Origin of the sequence: Streptomyces sp. NPDC006458, assembly GCF_040612135.1 — a bacterium.
Lineage (GTDB): Bacteria > Actinomycetota > Actinomycetes > Streptomycetales > Streptomycetaceae > Streptomyces.
The window spans coordinates 297,374-313,352 of sequence record NZ_JBEXPR010000004.1; the positions used below are offsets into that span (position 1 = coordinate 297,374).

The 15,979-nt window shown below is 73.2% G+C and carries 10 protein-coding genes and 1 riboswitch; of the genes, 8 read left to right on the plus strand and 2 right to left on the minus strand.

The genetic code is table 11. The features are described from left to right. Positions 1–31 precede the first annotated feature (31 nt). A riboswitch (cobalamin riboswitch) is annotated at positions 32–254 on the plus strand. Positions 255–419: 165 nt separating this feature from the next. The 4 genes from metE to meaB all read left to right on the plus strand — a co-directional run bounded on the left by metE (position 420) and on the right by meaB (position 7,927). Further along, positions 420–2,738 (plus strand): 5-methyltetrahydropteroyltriglutamate--homocysteine S-methyltransferase, encoded by a 2,319-nt coding sequence (metE, locus tag ABZZ79_RS07935; RefSeq protein WP_356687605.1) that lies wholly within the window; start codon positions 420–422, stop codon positions 2,736–2,738. A 215-nt stretch (positions 2,739–2,953) separates the two neighbouring features. Continuing rightward, entirely contained in the window at positions 2,954–4,771 is a 1,818-nt protein-coding gene (locus ABZZ79_RS07940; protein ID WP_356687607.1) for a methylmalonyl-CoA mutase subunit beta, read from the plus strand. Then, complete coding sequence (gene scpA, locus ABZZ79_RS07945; RefSeq protein ID WP_356687608.1) at positions 4,771–6,945, plus strand: methylmalonyl-CoA mutase; 2,175 nt, start codon at positions 4,771–4,773, stop codon at positions 6,943–6,945. Before ABZZ79_RS07940 ends, scpA begins: the two co-directional genes overlap by 1 nt. A gap of 4 nt (positions 6,946–6,949) precedes the next feature. After that, positions 6,950–7,927, plus strand: a complete 978-nt coding sequence (gene meaB, locus ABZZ79_RS07950) for a methylmalonyl Co-A mutase-associated GTPase MeaB (protein ID WP_356687610.1) — start codon at positions 6,950–6,952, stop codon at positions 7,925–7,927. Between the two features lie 226 nt (positions 7,928–8,153). Here meaB and ABZZ79_RS07955 read toward each other — a convergent pair whose 3' ends face one another. Continuing rightward, positions 8,154–8,951 (minus strand): DUF899 domain-containing protein, encoded by a 798-nt coding sequence (locus ABZZ79_RS07955; protein WP_356687612.1) that lies wholly within the window; start codon positions 8,949–8,951, stop codon positions 8,154–8,156. A gap of 130 nt (positions 8,952–9,081) precedes the next feature. On the opposite strand from ABZZ79_RS07955, the gene ABZZ79_RS07960 reads away from it, so the two are divergent. Both ABZZ79_RS07960 and ABZZ79_RS07965 read left to right on the plus strand, forming a co-directional pair. Further along, complete coding sequence (locus tag ABZZ79_RS07960; protein WP_356687614.1) at positions 9,082–9,444, plus strand: DUF1304 domain-containing protein; 363 nt, start codon at positions 9,082–9,084, stop codon at positions 9,442–9,444. Positions 9,445–9,449: 5 nt separating this feature from the next. After that, positions 9,450–10,007, plus strand: a complete 558-nt coding sequence (locus ABZZ79_RS07965; RefSeq protein WP_356687712.1) for a TetR/AcrR family transcriptional regulator — start codon at positions 9,450–9,452, stop codon at positions 10,005–10,007. Between the two features lie 219 nt (positions 10,008–10,226). Here ABZZ79_RS07965 and ABZZ79_RS07970 read toward each other — a convergent pair whose 3' ends face one another. Continuing rightward, on the minus strand, positions 10,227–14,660 hold the full coding sequence (locus tag ABZZ79_RS07970; RefSeq protein WP_356687616.1) for a CHAT domain-containing protein: 4,434 nt from the start codon (positions 14,658–14,660) through the stop codon (positions 10,227–10,229). A gap of 37 nt (positions 14,661–14,697) precedes the next feature. Between ABZZ79_RS07970 and ABZZ79_RS07975 the strand changes: the two genes are divergently transcribed. Both ABZZ79_RS07975 and ABZZ79_RS07980 read left to right on the plus strand, forming a co-directional pair. Next, positions 14,698–15,114 carry a hypothetical protein gene (locus ABZZ79_RS07975; protein WP_356687618.1) on the plus strand — a complete coding sequence of 139 codons (417 nt, stop codon included), beginning with the start codon at positions 14,698–14,700 and terminating at the stop codon, positions 15,112–15,114. A gap of 5 nt (positions 15,115–15,119) precedes the next feature. After that, on the plus strand, positions 15,120–15,935 hold the full coding sequence (locus ABZZ79_RS07980; protein ID WP_356687620.1) for a hypothetical protein: 816 nt from the start codon (positions 15,120–15,122) through the stop codon (positions 15,933–15,935). Positions 15,936–15,979: the final 44 nt, after the last annotated feature.

Below are 15,979 nucleotides of genomic sequence, written 5' to 3' on the forward strand. Positions count from 1 at the left end.
CACCGGGTCGCTCGCGGCGGGCGGGCGCCGTAGTGTGGCGTACGCAACTGGTTCGCCCCGTCAGCCAGGCGGGACGCGTCGTAAGAGGGAACCCGGTGGAAATCCGGGACTGCCCCGCAGCGGTGAGTGGGAACGACCGCCGTCATCAGCACTGGACCCGACGCACTGGGTCTGGGAAGCGACGGCCAGTAGGTGTCTCGTACGAGGAGACGTGCCCGCGAGTCCGAAGACCTGCCCGTTGCCCGCACACGGACGACTCCGTGCGCGGACATCCTGGTGACCTCGAGGGCGGGTCGGCGTACGTACCAGGCGGACGGCTGTGCCTTGTCGCGCAGTGCGTACCGCCGGGTCCGCGTCACCCTTCGCGTTCTCGTCCCGTCTCCGGGATCTCAGGGAATCATCTCGCGAAGGAGATCTCCGTGACCACCAAGCCCGCAGCCGCGGCAGCACGGGCCACCGTGTACGGCTACCCCCGCCAGGGTCAGGACCGGGAACTGAAGAAGGCGGTCGAGGGCTACTGGAAGGGCCGCGTCACCGCCGACGCCCTCCACGCCATCGCCGCCGACCTGCGCGCCGCCAACTGGCGCCTGCTCGACGAGGCCGGTATCGACGAGGTACCGACCGGTGACTTCTCGTACTACGACCATGTCCTCGACACCACCGTGATGGTCGGGGCGATCCCCGAACGGCACCGAGGCGCCTTCACCGCCGACCCGCTCGACGGCTACTTCGCGATGGCGCGCGGCACCCAGGACGTGGCCCCGCTGGAGATGACCAAGTGGTTCGACACCAACTACCACTATCTGGTGCCCGAGTTGGGACCGGGCACGGTGTTCTCGGCCGACTCGTCGCAGCAGGTCGCCCAGTTCACGCAGGCGCAGGCCCTCGGGCTCACCGCCCGTCCCGTCCTGGTCGGCCCCGTCACGTACTTGCTGCTCGCCAAGGCCGCCGGCGGCGCGGGGGAGGACTTCGAGCCGCTTACGCTGCTCGACCGGCTGCTGCCCGTGTACGCGGAGGTCCTCGGTGATCTGCGCGCGGCCGGGGCGCAGTGGGTCCAGCTCGACGAGCCGGCGCTCGTCCAGGACCGGTCCGCGGCCGAACTGTCCGCGGCCGCACGCGCCTACCGGTATCTCGGCGCGCTCACCGACCGGCCGAAGCTGCTGGTCGCCTCGTACTTCGACCGCCTCGGCGACGCGCTGCCCGTACTGGCCAAGGCCCCGGTCGACGGTCTCGGCCTGGACTTCACCGGCCCCGCGGCCGCCAACCTCGACGCGCTCGCCGCCGTCGGCGGCCTGCCCGGCAAGCGCCTGGTCGCCGGTGTGGTCGACGGCCGCAACATCTGGGTCGACGACCTGGAGGCGTCGCTCGCCACCCTCGGCACGCTGCTCGGCCTCGCCGACCGGGTCGACGTCTGCGCGTCCTGCTCGCTGCTGCACGTACCGCTGGACGCATCCGTGGAGAAGGACATCGACCCGCAGATCCTGCGCTGGCTCTCCTTCGCCCGGCAGAAGACCACGGAGATCGCGACCCTGGCCAAGGGGCTGTCGAGCGGCGCGGCCGCCGTGGCGGGCGAACTCGCCCAGAACCGCGCCGTGTTGGCCTCACGCAGGCACTCCCCCGTCACCCGGGACCCGCAGGTGCGGGCTCGTGCCGCCGCGGTCACCCCGGCCGACAGCCGCCGTTCCCAGCCGTACGCCGAACGGGCCGCCGCGCAGCGCACCCGCCTCGGCCTGCCCCTGCTGCCGACCACCACCATCGGTTCCTTCCCGCAGACCGCCGAGCTGCGCGCGGCCCGCGCCGATCTGCGCGCGGGCCGGATCGGCGCGGACGGCTATGAGGAGCGGATCAGGAGCGAGATCCAGGAGGTGATCGCCTTCCAGGAGAAGACGGGCATCGACGTCCTGGTGCACGGCGAGCCGGAACGCAACGACATGGTGCAGTACTTCGCCGAGCAGCTGACCGGTTACCTCGCCACACGGCACGGCTGGGTCCAGTCCTACGGCACGCGGTACGTCCGCCCGCCGGTCCTCGCCGGGGACATCTCCCGGCCGAAGCCGATGTCCGTCCGGTGGACCGCCCACGCCCAGTCGCTCACCGGCAGGCCCGTGAAGGGCATGCTCACCGGGCCGGTCACCATGCTCGCCTGGTCCTTCGTCCGCGACGACCAGCCCCTCGCCGACACCGCCCGGCAGGTCGCGCTCGCCCTCCGGGACGAGGTCGCCGACCTGGAGGCCGCGGGCACGGCCGTGATCCAGGTGGACGAGCCCGCGCTGCGCGAGACCCTGCCGCTGCGCGCCGCCGGCCGTCCGGAGTACCTGGCGTGGGCGACGGAGGCGTTCCGTCTCACGACCGGCGGGGTGCGGCCGGACACCCAGATCCACACCCACATGTGCTACGCCGAGTTCGGTGACATCGTCCGCGCCATCGACGACCTGGACGCCGACGTCATCAGTCTGGAGGCCGCCCGTTCCCATATGCAGGTCGCCCGCGAGCTCGCCGCGCACGGCTACCCGCGTGAGGCGGGCCCCGGGGTCTGGGACATCCACTCCCCGCGGGTGCCCTCCGCCGAGGAGGCGGCGGGCCTGCTGCGGACCGGGCTGAAGGCGATTCCCGCCGAACGGCTCTGGGTCAACCCGGACTGCGGCCTGAAGACCCGCGGCTGGCCGGAGACCCGCGCCTGCCTGGAGAACCTCGTGGCGGCGGCCCGCACGGTCCGCGGCGACCTGTCGGCGCCCTGATCCGAGGCCCTGCCGGGGGCGGGCCGTGCGCGGCACCGTCCCCGGCACGCGGGGCGGCGGCGTCCGAGGGACGTCTCACTCGCGTGCCTCCGGAGAGAATCCCGGCGGCACGACGGCCGGCCGGAACAGGAGCGGAGGCGTTATACCGCACGGAGAGGGATATGTCACAGAGGATCCAGCTGCTGCTCCGATGAGCATCTGGCTAGCATCCGATCATGACTGTGCTGCCTGACGACGGCCTCTCTCTGGCCGCCGAGTTCCCTGCAGCGACCCATGCGCAGTGGCAGCGCCTCGTGGCGGGCGTACTGAGCAGGTCGGGCAAGGACGTACCCGAGACCGAAGCCGAGCAGAAGCTGTCCACGGCTCTGGAGGACGGGCTGCTTGCCCGTCCGCTCTACACGGCCACCGACGGTGTGCCCGATCCCGGCCTGCCCGGCTTCGCCCCGTTCGTACGCTCCGGGCGTGCCGAGGGCAACACCTCGGGCGGCTGGGACGTGCGACAGCGGCACTCGGCGCCGGACCCCGAGGCGGTCCTCACGGACCTGGAGAACGGCGTCACCTCGCTGTGGCTGGCCATGGGGCCGGGCGGCATCCCGACGGGTGAGCTGGCCCGTCTCCTCAAGGGCGTGTACCTGGACCTGGCCCCGGTCGTCCTGGACGCCGGCCACGAGACCGCGGCCGCGGCGGAGGAACTCCTCGCGCTGTACGGCGACCGGGGCGTCGCCCCCGAGGCGGTGCGCGGCAACCTCGGCGCCGACCCGCTCGGTACGCGGGCGCGCACCGGAACCACCTACGACGAGGACGGTTTCCCCGTCGCCGTCGGTCTCGCCCGGCGCTGCGCCGAGACGTACCCGGGGCTGCGGGTCATGACCGTGGACGCCCTGCCGTACCACGAGGCAGGTGGCTCGGCCGCGCAGGAGCTGGGTGCTTCCCTCGCCACCGGCGTGGCCTATCTGCGGGCGCTCACCGACGGCGGTCTGAGCGTCGAACAGGCCCTGGGGCAGCTGGAGTTCCGGTACGCGGCCACCGCGGACCAGTTCCTGACCATCGCCAAGCTGCGAGCCGCTCGCCGACTGTGGTCCCGCATCGCGCAGGCGTGCGGGGCCCCCGCCGCCGGAGCGCAGGTCCAGCACGCGGTCACCTCGTCGGTGATGACGACCGCCCGCGACCCTTGGGTGAACATGCTGCGCGCCACGGTCGCGACCCTCGCGGCCGGTGTGGGTGGCGCCGAGAGCGTGACCGTGCACCCCTTCGACCACGCGCTGGGCCTGCCCGACGCCTTCGCGCGGCGGATCGCCCGCAACACCTCCACGATCCTCATCGAGGAGTCGCACATGGCGCGGGTCATCGACCCGGCCGGCGGCTCCTGGTACGTGGAGTCGCTGACGGACGAACTCGCCCGTGCGGGTTGGGAGTTCTTCCAGGAGACCGAGCGGGAGGGCGGTCAGTCGGCGGCGCTGCGCTCCGGCTGGACCGAGCAGCGGCTCGCGGCGACGTGGGCCGAGCGGTCGACGGCCCTCGCCAAGCGGCGCGAACCCGTCACCGGTGTCAGTGAGTTCCCGCACCTCGGTGAGAAGCCGGTCGTCCGCGAGCCCGCTGCGGTCCAGCCCGGTGGCGGGCTGCCGCGGGTCCGCCGCGACGAGGCGTTCGAGGCGCTGCGCGCCCGTTCCGACGCCCACCTCGCGGCGACCGGTGCCCGGCCGCGTGTCTACCTGGCCGCGCTCGGGCCCGCCGCCGCGCACACGGCACGGCTCACCTTCGCCGCCAACCTCTTCCAGGCGGGTGGCATCGAGCCCGTCACGGAGGGCTCCTTCGCCGACAGCGCCGCCACCGAGGCCTGCCTGTGCTCCAGCGACGCGCTGTACGAGGAGCGGGCCGAGGCCGAGGCCGCCGCTCTGGCCGCCGCCGGCGCCGAGCACGTGGCCCTGGCCGGCCGGCCCGGCTCGTACGCGGGCGTCGACTCCTACGTCTTCGCGGGGTGCGACGCGGTCGCCGTGCTCTCCGCCACCCTCGACCGCATGGGAGTGTCGTAATGGGAATCCCCGACTTCACAGGGATCGATCTGGGATCCCCGTCCCCGGCGGGCAGCGCCGAGGAGTGGCAGGCCGCCGTCGAGCGGACGTCCGGCGGGGAGGACCTGCTCTGGGAGACGCCGGAGGGCATCGCGGTCAAGCCGCTGTACACCGGCCGTGACCTGGAGGACGTGGACTTCCTCGGCACGTACCCGGGTATCGCGCCGTTCCTGCGCGGCCCGTACCCGACGATGTACGTGAACCAGCCATGGACGATCCGCCAGTACGCGGGCTTCTCCACCGCGGAGGAGTCCAACGCCTTCTACCGCCGCAACCTCGCGGCCGGTCAGAAGGGCCTGTCGGTCGCCTTCGACCTGCCCACGCACCGCGGCTACGACAGCGACCACCCGCGCGTCACGGGCGATGTCGGCATGGCGGGCGTGGCGATCGACTCGATCTACGACATGCGCCAGCTGTTCGACGGCATCCCGCTGGACAAGATGTCGGTGTCGATGACGATGAACGGCGCCGTGCTGCCCGTCCTCGCGCTCTACATCGTGGCGGCCGAGGAGCAGGGCGTGTCCGCCGACAAGCTCGCCGGGACCATCCAGAACGACATCCTCAAGGAGTTCATGGTCCGCAACACCTACATCTACCCGCCGAAGCCGTCGATGCGGATCATCTCCGACATCTTCGCCTTCACCTCGCGGAACATGCCCCGCTACAACTCGATCTCCATCTCCGGCTACCACATCCAGGAGGCCGGCGCGACGGCCGACCTGGAGCTGGCGTACACGCTCGCCGACGGCGTCGAGTACATCCGCGCCGGGCGGGAAGCGGGCCTGGACGTCGACGCGTTCGCGCCCCGCCTGTCGTTCTTCTGGGCGATCGGCATGAACTTCTTCATGGAAATCGCCAAGCTGCGCGCGGCGCGGCTGCTGTGGGCCAAGCTGGTCAGGCAGTTCGACCCGAAGAACTCCAAGTCGCTGTCGCTGCGCACCCATTCGCAGACCTCCGGCTGGTCGCTGACCGCGCAGGACGTCTTCAACAACGTCACGCGTACATGTGTGGAGGCGATGGCGGCCACCCAGGGCCACACCCAGTCGCTGCACACCAACGCCCTCGACGAGGCGCTCGCGCTGCCGACCGACTTCTCGGCGCGCATCGCCCGCAACACGCAGCTGCTGATCCAGCAGGAGTCGGGCACCACCCGGGTCATCGACCCGTGGGGCGGCAGCGCGTACGTGGAACGGCTGACGTACGATCTGGCACGCCGGGCCTGGCAGCACATCCAGGAGGTCGAGGCGGCCGGCGGCATGGCGCAGGCCATCGACGCGGGCATCCCCAAGCTGCGCGTCGAGGAGGCCGCGGCCCGTACGCAGGCGCGGATCGACTCGGGCCGGCAGCCTGTCATCGGCGTCAACAAGTACCGTGTGGACGGCGACGAGCAGATCGAGGTGCTGAAGGTCGACAACTCCTCGGTGCGCGCCCAGCAGATCGACAAGCTGCGGCGGCTGCGCGAGGAGCGGGACGAGCGGGTCTGCCAGGACGCTCTCGAAGACCTCACGCGGGCCGCGGGCGGTGAGGGCAACCTCCTCGAACTCGCCGTGCGGGCCGCCCGCGCGAAGGCCACCGTCGGTGAGATCTCGGACGCCCTGGAGAAGGTGTACGGACGCCACGCGGGGCAGATCCGTACGATCTCCGGTGTGTACCGCAACGAAGCAGGTGAGTCCCAGTCGGTGACGTCCACCCGGGCGCTCGTGGACGAGTTCGACGAGGCCGAGGGCCGTCGTCCGCGCATCCTGGTCGCCAAGATGGGCCAGGACGGTCACGACCGCGGCCAGAAGGTGATCGCGACCGCCTTCGCCGACCTGGGCTTCGACGTCGACGTCGGCCCGCTGTTCCAGACCCCGGGCGAGGTGGCCCGGCAGGCCGTCGAGGCGGACGTGCACATCGTGGGCGTCTCGTCGCTGGCGGCAGGCCACCTCACGCTCGTCCCCGCCCTGCGGGACGAGCTCGCCGCGGAGGGCCGGGAGGACATCATGATCGTGGTCGGCGGGGTCATCCCGCCCCAGGACGTCCCCACCCTGCTGGAGATGGGCGCCACGGCCGTCTTCCCGCCCGGCACGGTGATCCCGGACGCGGCTGCCGATCTGGTGCGCCGCCTCGCGGCCGACCTGGGACACGGCCAGTAGTCCCATGGCCATCGACATCGACGCGTACGAGAAGGGCGTACGGGACGGCAGGCGCGCCCTCGTGGCGCGCTCCATCACCCTGGTGGAGTCCACCCGCCCGGCCCACCGCGCCCTCGCCCAGGAGTTGTTGACCCGGCTGCTGCCGCACAGCGGCCGGGCCCGGCGGATCGGCATCAGCGGGGTGCCGGGCGTGGGCAAGTCCACGTTCATCGACGCCTTCGGCACGATGCTCACCGGGCTGGGGCACCGGGTGGCGGTGCTCGCCGTCGACCCGTCCTCCACCCGTACCGGGGGCTCGATCCTCGGCGACAAGACCCGTATGGAACGGCTGGCGGTCGACCCGGCGGCGTTCGTGCGGCCCTCCCCCAGCGCAGGCACGCTCGGCGGTGTCGCCAAGGCGACCCGCGAGTCGATGGTGGTGATGGAGGCGGCGGGCTACGACGTCGTCCTGGTGGAGACGGTCGGCGTCGGCCAGTCGGAGACGGCCGTGGCCAACATGGTCGACTCCTTCCTCCTGCTCACCCTGGCGCGGACGGGCGACCAACTGCAGGGCATCAAGAAGGGCGTCCTGGAGCTCGCGGACGTCGTGGCGGTGAACAAGGCGGACGGCCCGCACGCGACCGACGCCCGCGCGGCCGCCCGCGAACTCGCGGGCGCGCTACGGCTGATGCACGGCCGCGAGGTCGTCTGGACGCCGCCGGTGCTCAGTTGCAGCGCCCGCGAGTCCACCGGCCTGGACGAGGTGTGGGAACGCCTGGAGAAGCATCGCTCGCTCCTCGACGCGACCGGCCGTCTCGACGCCCGGCGCCGCGAGCAGCAGGTCGACTGGGCCTGGACGATGGTCCGCGACGAGCTCCTCACCCGGTTGCACTCCAGCCCCGCCGTCCGGGAGCTCACGCCGGAGGTCGAACGGCAGGTCAGAGAGGGGCGGTTGACGCCCACGCTGGCGGCGGAGCGCATCCTCGGGGCGTTCGGGGGCTGAGGCCTTCGGGGGCCGAGTGCGGGGCCGGCGTCCGGGAGGAGCCCGGCCACCGCCCTGCCCTCGGGTGAGGTCAGAGGGCGATGCCGCTGTCGGAGCCCAGGAGCCGCATCCAGCAGCAGAACCCGCATTCGGCCCACGAATCCCCTTCCCTCCCTGCGAACCTTATGTGATCCGGGAGTTGGCGGCGCAGCACATCGACCTGGTGCTCCCCCCGCTGACGCCGCGCCTATCGGTCGAGGCCCTGAGAGCGGTGATCCTGCCGCCCGAGCGTTTCCACGGGGGTCGCGCCGGGGCGGGTCCACTGCGGCACGGGGCGGCTGGTCGGTCCCCAGGTGGCGTTCCCTTCCGTGTCCGAACGCCAGGACCAGCACGGGCCGAGCCCCTCCGGCCAGCCCTCGGGGTTGTCCTCCCACGCCTCGCCGCGGCCGTACGGCGTCATGTCGAGCAGACCGAGGGACCCGTTGACCCGCTCGTTGCCGCGGCCCGTCGTGGAGTAGGTGAGGAACACGCGGTCGCCGTCGCGCAGGTAGCAGGCCAGGTAGCCCATGTCGCCGCCGGCCGGCCCGTCCACGTCGCGCACCGAGTACCAGGGCTGGGTGTAGCCCATGAACTCGACGTAGGAGGCCACCTCGTCCCAGCGGCCCGTGGTCAGGACGGCGAAGGACACGCCGCGGGCGTTGAGGTAGGCGGCGTCCTGAAGGTGCCAGGCCGTGGTGGTGCAGCCCTCGCACTGGCCCTGGTGCGGGGCGCCGTCGTACCACATGTGCTTGTAGACCACGAGTTCGTCGCGGCCCTGGAACAGGTCCAGGAACGGCACCGGGCCGTCGGGGCCGACGATCTCGACCGTCCCGTCGAACTCCACCATCGGCAACCGGCGGCGGGCCGCGGCGAGCGCGTCGCCCTCGCGGGTGTGGGCCTTCTCCCGGACCAGCAGCTCGTCACGGGCGGCCTGCCAGGTGGCCAGGTCGACGACGGGCGGGCGGCCGGGCAGCGCCGGAGTCGGGTCACTCGGTGTGGTCGGCATGGTGTCCTCCGTGGTGTCGCGGGTCACAAGGACAGACTCGCTCCCCGGCCGGAAATCATCGCGGCGGACTTTATGGACGACTGTCCAGGTATGATGGACACCTGTCCATGAACTTCGAAGGGTGATCCCCATGACGACAACCGCCCATGTCCTGGTCGGGCTGGTAGCGGCGCTGCACGCGTACATCCTGGTTCTGGAGATGTTCCTGTGGGAGCGGAAGCCGGGCCGCGAACTGTCCGGCTTCGACGCGGACATGGCCCGTGCCACCGCGCCGCTCGCCGCGAATCAGGGTCTCTACAACGGGTTCCTGGCCGCCGGCCTGGTATGGGGTCTGGTCGCGGAGGATCCGACCGGCCACCGCGTCCAGGTCTTCTTCCTGTCCTGCGTGCTGGTCGCCGGGCTGTACGGCGGGTTCACCGCCAACCGGCGTATCTTCGTCGCCCAGGCCCTGCCCGGTGCCCTGGCGCTGGCCGCCGTTCTGCTGGCCGGGTGACCGGCGTGCAGGCGGACCCCCGCGCGGCACGAACCCGGGCCAGACTGCGCCAGGCACTGCTGGAGGAGTGCGCCGACCGGCCGCTCGCGGAGGTCAGCGTCGCCGCCCTGGTACGCCGGGCGGGCGTCGGCCGCGCCACGTTCTACGTCCACTACGCCGACCTGGAGGCGCTCGCCGTCGACGCCTGCGCCGATGTCGTCCGCGAGGCCGTCGATGCGCTGCACGCATGGCGCGGGACCCCCGATCCCGCGGTCCCGCCGCCCGCCCTGGAGGGCTTCTTCGACCGCCTCGCCCCGCACGCCGGGCTCTACCGGGAACTGCTGAGCCCGGGGGGCGGCGGCCCGCTCGGCCGCGTTCTCCACCAGGACCTGCGGGCGCGCAGCCTCACCGAGCGCACCCTGGCCGGCGCGCCGGAGCCCGGCCTGGTCGCCTCGGCCGTGGCCGCGACCTTCGCCGGCGTGGTCGCCGACTGGCTGCACGGCCTGATCCAGGCCGCCCCCGACGCGATCGCGCTACGCGTCTGGCGGCTGCTCGTCAATCTGCACCGAACTCCCCTGCCCTGACCAGCCCGCCCACCACCGTGGACGACCGGCCCCGGGGGCCGGGTCAGGCGCCCGGCTCAGAGAGAGCAGTGGCTGTCACCGCCGACGGAGGCGATGGTGGCGACGGCGGCGATCTGGCTGGGCGATGTACCGCTCGCGGAAGTACTCCTGGAGTGCCCCTCGCCCGGCGGAATCCACCGCGTCACCCGACGGCGGCCCGCCGTGCGGTCCCCGCCCGCTCTACGCCCCCGCGTGGACGTACGCCGCCCAGATGTGCGGCCTGTCGGGGATACGGCGCCGCAACTGGCGGACGGTGTCGTGCAGGGAGTGCGCGGCACCGGGGCTGTCGGGAGCGGTGGTACGGCGATAGAAGTCCCGCGTCATGTGGTCCGCGTGGGTGCTGTCGATCTTCCAAAGGGTGCCGACCGCCGCCGGGAAGCCCGCCAGCAGGAACGAGCTCGTGATGTGGATGGCCTCGTCCACGAGGCGTTCGGCAGTGCGGGCGGTGCCGCAGGCCGCGAGGAAGGCGAGCCGCGCCGCACGGGGGCGGACCCGGCAGATCTCCAGGACCGAGACCGGCTCACCGCTGGGCAGATGCAGCAGGGCGCCGGATGGCTCTGCCGGGTCCGTCGCCGCATGGCAGCCGAAGTGGGCCCACGAGGCGTCGTGCAGCGCGGCGAGCACCGACGCGCGGGTGGCGGCGGGGCCGATCAACGGCTGCTGCGCGCCGAGGAGTTCGGCCGCGTAGGTGGCTGCCGCCGCGACACCGGGGAGGTCGTCCTCGGGCGCCGCGACCAGCAGGGCGCCGCCGTGGTCGGCGGTGTCGCGCTGTCGGCCGCGTGCTCGCGCGTACGCCAGAGTCTGCACGCCGGGCGCGTACGACGACACCACGGCGTCGAGGGCGGCACCGCAGCCGTCCTCGGCGCAGTCGGTTGTCGTGCACTCGGCCGCGTGCAGCGGCAGGGCGCTGAACGAGCCCGTCGGCACCCACCAGACGCGCGGCCACTCGCCGGGCTGCCGGACGGGTTCCGCCGCGCCGACGCACTCCAGGACCGGGCGGACGATCCTGTGCCAGGTCCACGCCAGCGTCGCGCGGACCTCCTTCCCCGCGGCGACGAGCTGGAGCGGGGAGGGGCGGGCCGTGCCCTGGGCGTTGATGGCGTCGACGGCCTCGCGCAGCCGGCGGGCCGCGCCGGTGATCTCGTCGGCCCCGGGGTCGAGGCGCAGGGCGGTGACCGACTCCGGGGTGATGACGAGGGCGTGGCAGTAGCGTTTGCCGTGGTTGAGGAGGACGACGGGACCTTCGGCAGCGAGTGCCTTGGACTCCCCGGCGGTCAGTGGCCGCAGGAAGCCTTCGAAGCCCGGCCGCGTGCGGATGCGCCGTACGAGGTCGTCCAGTTCGTTGGAGGCGCGCAGGCCTGCGAGCCTGGCCCACTCGGCGGCCCCCACCGCGGACCCCGTGGCGGGCGATTCGGGACGTGCGTCGATGCGTTCGGTCAACCGCTCGAACTCCGCCGCCAGTTCGGGGTGTGCGTTGTGCAGGTCACCGATGTCGGCGCGGGCCTCGATGCGGCGGGCCAGCAGCAGACCCCGGCCGCGTTCCAGCAGTTCGGCGGTGCGGTCGACGTCGGGGCCCCGGACCGTGCGGCCGAGGGCGGGGAGGCCGTCGAGATCGGGCATCTGTCCCGCCTCCAGCGCGCGCACACCCTGTTCCAGGATCCGCACCCGCTCGGTGACCCGCTCGGCGGACTCACGCAGTTCGAGGGCGGAAAGGATCAGCTCGACGATCGACCGGATGTCGCCCTCGAAGGTCGACAGACCGTGCTCGGCGGACGTCTGGTCGCTGCCCCGGTCGGTGATGCCGGCCATCGCCTCGACGGCCGCTTCGAGATGTGTAAGGGCCAGGTCGATCCGCGGCTGCCGCCGGCCGAGCGCTCCGGCTGCCGCGCCGATCTCACCGTGAGCGCGCATCCAGACGGGGATGGCGGGGTCGCTCCAGCCGTCGGGGACCGCGCGGCCGGCGAGGCGGGACCGGAGGGGGTCGAGGACAGCCGCGAGCGGCCCGAACGGGCCACTGTCCGCCGGTGCAGGTTCGGTGGCGTCGTCGGTGCCGGAGACGTCCGGGTGGTGTGCGGGGCCGGGGGCGGCCGTGGTGGACACTTCCGGGAGGCGGTCCCGGCCGATGAGGTCGGCGGCCGTGGTGATCACGCCGGCCGCGTCGATCGGCGACCAGTCCGGCGTCGCCTCCTTCAGGGCACCGCTCAGGCCCTGCGCCTCGGTGAGCAGCGCCTGCGACCGCTCCGGTTCGGTGGTGCGCAGGGTGGCGGCACGCTGCATCAGGACGCGGGCGAGCGTCATCGCCACCATGAGCCGCATCGGGTGTCCGGCGGGGCATGCCTCGAACGTCCTGCGGCACTGTTCGACGACCGTGTCGTCGAGGTCGGGTCGCGGGCCGCCCGGGCCCACGGTCTCGACCAGGTCGACGTAGGCGTCGCCCAGCATGTCGTACCAGGGAGGCTCCTGCCCGTCGGTGGGCCCGGTGCGGGTGATCTCCCGCATCCGGTGGGCGATCCGCCTGGCCCGCTCCAACTGGGCGGGCTCATGGCCCAGGATGTAGTTCTGCAGGGCGTTGTGGAACTCGGTGCGTGCTGCCAGGATCTCCCGGTCGGTCGGGGTCAGCGCCGTACCGTCGTACGGGGCCGCTTCCTCGGGGGTGAGCGGGCCGGGGTCGGGCGTCGAGGCGAGCAGGGCCGCCGCCTCGCGTGCGCCTTCCGCGTCGAAGTTGCCCGCCGACAGGACGGTGAGGGCGTCGGCGAGCGTCCGGTCGAACCTGCCGGGCGCCTCACCGGAGTCGGCGCGGGCGTAGCGCAGCAGTCGAACGGCCTCTTCGAGGGTGGCGGGATCGCGCCGTTCCGTGACGCGGGCCAGCATGGCGCTGCCGAGGGCGCCCGCCAGGTCCTGGCGCAGCTGGGGATCGTCCTCGTCCGTGCCGTCGAGGAGTTCCCGGATGATCGCGATGTCGGAGTCGAGGTGTTCGGGACTGTCGAGGCGGACGTCGGCCATCCGGGACAACTGGGCGAGTGTGCGCCGCAGTTCGTCGGGCATGTCCTCGTCCCGCGTGACGTCCGCCGTGATGGCGAGGGCGGCGACGGGCAGCGCGGCCGCGAACAGTCCGCGGCGCAGCAGGTCCGTCGCCGGGAAGCCGGGCGGGGCGGTGGTGAGCGTCTCTTCGGTCAGTTCACGGCACTCGACGTCCAGCAGTCCGGCGCGGGCGGGCGCCGTGTCGCGCAGGGCCTCGGCCCTCAGCCCGGTGAGGGCGGCCAGGACGGCGACGTAGGCATGCCGGTTCGGCCGGTCGGCGGGGAGGACGGCGAGGGCGGTGCGGTAGCGGCCGATGCGTTCGTCGGCGCTGTCGTCGGGCTCGAATCCGGAGCTCAGGGAGAGGACTTCGAGGTCGAGGTCGATCTGCCGGCCCTCGCGGGCGGCGCGCTCCCTGTCCCGGGCGGCGAGACGTCCGATCAGCGGTGCGGCCCGTCCCAGGGCGTCCGGGTCGTCGCTCTCGCTGAGCTGCTCGAACTCTCGGTAGACGGCGAGCATTTCACTCTGTTCGTCGCTCAAGGTCCCTGCCGAGGCGAGCAGTTCGGTGGCCTCCAGGGCCGCGTCGGCGTCGTCGCACACCCGCGCGAGCGCGGCGAGCGCCCGGCCGAGGGCGACGGTGACCGCGGTGTGCTCGGGGTGAGCGGCCGGGGTCTCGGCGAGGGCCGCGCGCAGCCGTCGTACGCCGCAGGCGACCCGGCCGGCGTCCTGCTCGGCGACGCCCGCGTCGGCGATCACCGCGCCGACGCGCATGTCGCGTTCACCGGGCCAGGTGACGGGCTGGGCGTCCAGCCTGCGCAGGAACCGCAGCGCTTCCGCGGTCTCGGGGGTGAGGAAGCCGTCCGGTACGGCCGCGACCAGCCGCTCGACATGTGCGAGCCGGGGGGTGCCGAGCAGCCGGGCGGAGTCCACCACCGTGCGCAGACAGGCCGCGCCGGCGGCCCGCGCCCCGTCGGTGTCGAACAGGCCCGGCTCGGCGGCCACCCGCGTGCACACCTCCCGTCCGTAGCGGGCGGCGGCGACCAGCCCGTCCGGGTCGGCCTCCGTCTGGAATCGGCTCATCCACAAGTCGTGTGCGTAGATGGCCAGTTCGACGAAGCCCACGGGGTCGTCGGGACGTACGGACTCAAGGGCGGTGTCCGACCAGGCGAGCGCGCGGTCGAGCGCCGCCGCCCGCTCCCCGGGTGCTCCGTTCACCGCGACCTCGGCGTGCACCGAGCACACCAGATGCGCGAACCGCGCCTCGTGGGACGGGTCGGAGGGGTCGAAGTTCTCCTTCAGGGACTCGGGGAGTCCGGCCTCCTGTGGGAGGCGCGGGCACAGGAAGCCGAAGGCGGCCACCCCGACGCCCATGTTCTGTGCGGCCTCCGGGTCCTCGGGGCCCTGGTGACGGAACCAGAACGTCCAGAACACCGCGGCGACCGCTTCGAGGTCGATCGGACCCTCGGGCGAGGGGGCCGCCTCCCGCAGCAGCGCCAGTGCGTCGACCACCGCCGTCGGGTCGCGCAGGGGTGCGGGATCGCCGGTGCTGTGCGCCGTGGCCAGACGTTCGACCACTCGTTCCCGAAGCTCGGACATCGCCGCCTACATTAGTCTGACCGGCGGTCAGGAAGCAGTGGCTATCAGGACTTCGAGGGAGGCCGAGGTGGGCGACGGGGCGAAGGCGCGCGGTGTGTACGAGGACGCCGTGGAATACCTGTGCCGCAACGTCGAGGAGCTGCGCCCGCTCGTCTCCCGCGCGGTCTGGGAGTCGGCCTTCCCGGTCGTACGGGACGCCGATCCGGCCGGTGCCGAGTGGCGGGGCGCCGTACGCGCGCTGAACGACGCGGTCGAGTCGGCCGGTGTCCCGAACGGGCTCGGACTGCCCGCCACGATGGGTGTCGGCGACTGGCCCGGCGCGCCCACCCCCCGGTCGGTGGGCTGGGTCTGCCCCACGAGCCGCTGCGCCCGGGTCGAACTGCGCGACGGGCCGGCGACCGCCGCGCCGGCCTGTGAGCTGGCGGCGGGGCCCATGCGCCTGGTGGACGGCTGACCGCGGTGGGCCTGCTCATCGAGCTGCAGAAGCGGATACCCGACGGCTGGTTCCTGCGGCGGCTGCTGCCCGCAGCGCTGTTCGTCGTCGTCGCGGTCGTCGGCGGCGGGGAACTGGGCCATGCCCACTGGAACGACACGGCTCTCGCTCGCGAGCGGATCGCCGACGCGCTGCGGACGGGCGGCGGTCTGTCCGCGGACGCCGTGGCCTCGCTCGTGCTCGTCGCGGTGCCGGTGGTGGGGGCCGCGTTCACGGTGCCCTACGCGGCGGCCGCGATCGGCTCGCTGGCGTCCGGGGCCTGGCCGTGGTGGCTGATGCCGGTCGGCCGGCGGGTGACCGCGTGGCGGGTACGGCGCTGGGTCGAGCCGGACGTGCTGGCCCGGCGGTCCGTACGGGCCCGCGCCGACGGCCACGCGCTGCGCGCCGACCGGCTCGACGCGCTTGCCGCCCGGGCCAGGACCGGCGGGCGGCCGCGGTCACCGACCTGGTCCGGCGACCGCCTGCGCCTCACCGAGGAGAACGTCGGACGGGACACCGGCGGCGACGTCGTCAGGGGCTGGACCACCCTCCTGCTCGGTGCGGCCGACCAGCCCCGCGCCGCGCTCGCCGAGGCCCGCGACGCCTACGACGCGGCGTGCGAGGCCCTCGTCTGGAGCGCGGCGTTCACGGTCCTGGGCGCCTGGTGGTGGCCCACGGCCCCCTTCGGTGTCCTCCTCGGTCTGGCCTCCTGGCGCTCGCTGCGTCATGCGGTGCAGGCGTTGTGCCGGACGACGGAGGCGGCGTTCACGCTGCGCGAGACGGACCGGGCGCCCCAGCCCTGAAACGGCACGGTGCCGGGCACGTCCGCTGCCCGGCACGGCCCACG

What these genes read in the sequence shown, in the direction of transcription:
- ABZZ79_RS07940 (WP_356687607.1), top strand. Translation starts at nt 2,954, where the DNA reads ATGACTGTGCTGCCTGACGACGGCCTCTCTCTGGCCGCCGAGTTCCCT.
- scpA (WP_356687608.1), top strand. Translation starts at nt 4,771, where the DNA reads ATGGGAATCCCCGACTTCACAGGGATCGATCTGGGATCCCCGTCCCCG.
- meaB (WP_356687610.1), top strand. Translation starts at nt 6,950, where the DNA reads ATGGCCATCGACATCGACGCGTACGAGAAGGGCGTACGGGACGGCAGG.
- ABZZ79_RS07955 (WP_356687612.1), bottom strand. Translation starts at nt 8,951, where the DNA reads ATGCCGACCACACCGAGTGACCCGACTCCGGCGCTGCCCGGCCGCCCG.
- ABZZ79_RS07960 (WP_356687614.1), top strand. Translation starts at nt 9,082, where the DNA reads ATGACGACAACCGCCCATGTCCTGGTCGGGCTGGTAGCGGCGCTGCAC.
- ABZZ79_RS07970 (WP_356687616.1), bottom strand. Translation starts at nt 14,660, where the DNA reads ATGTCCGAGCTTCGGGAACGAGTGGTCGAACGTCTGGCCACGGCGCAC.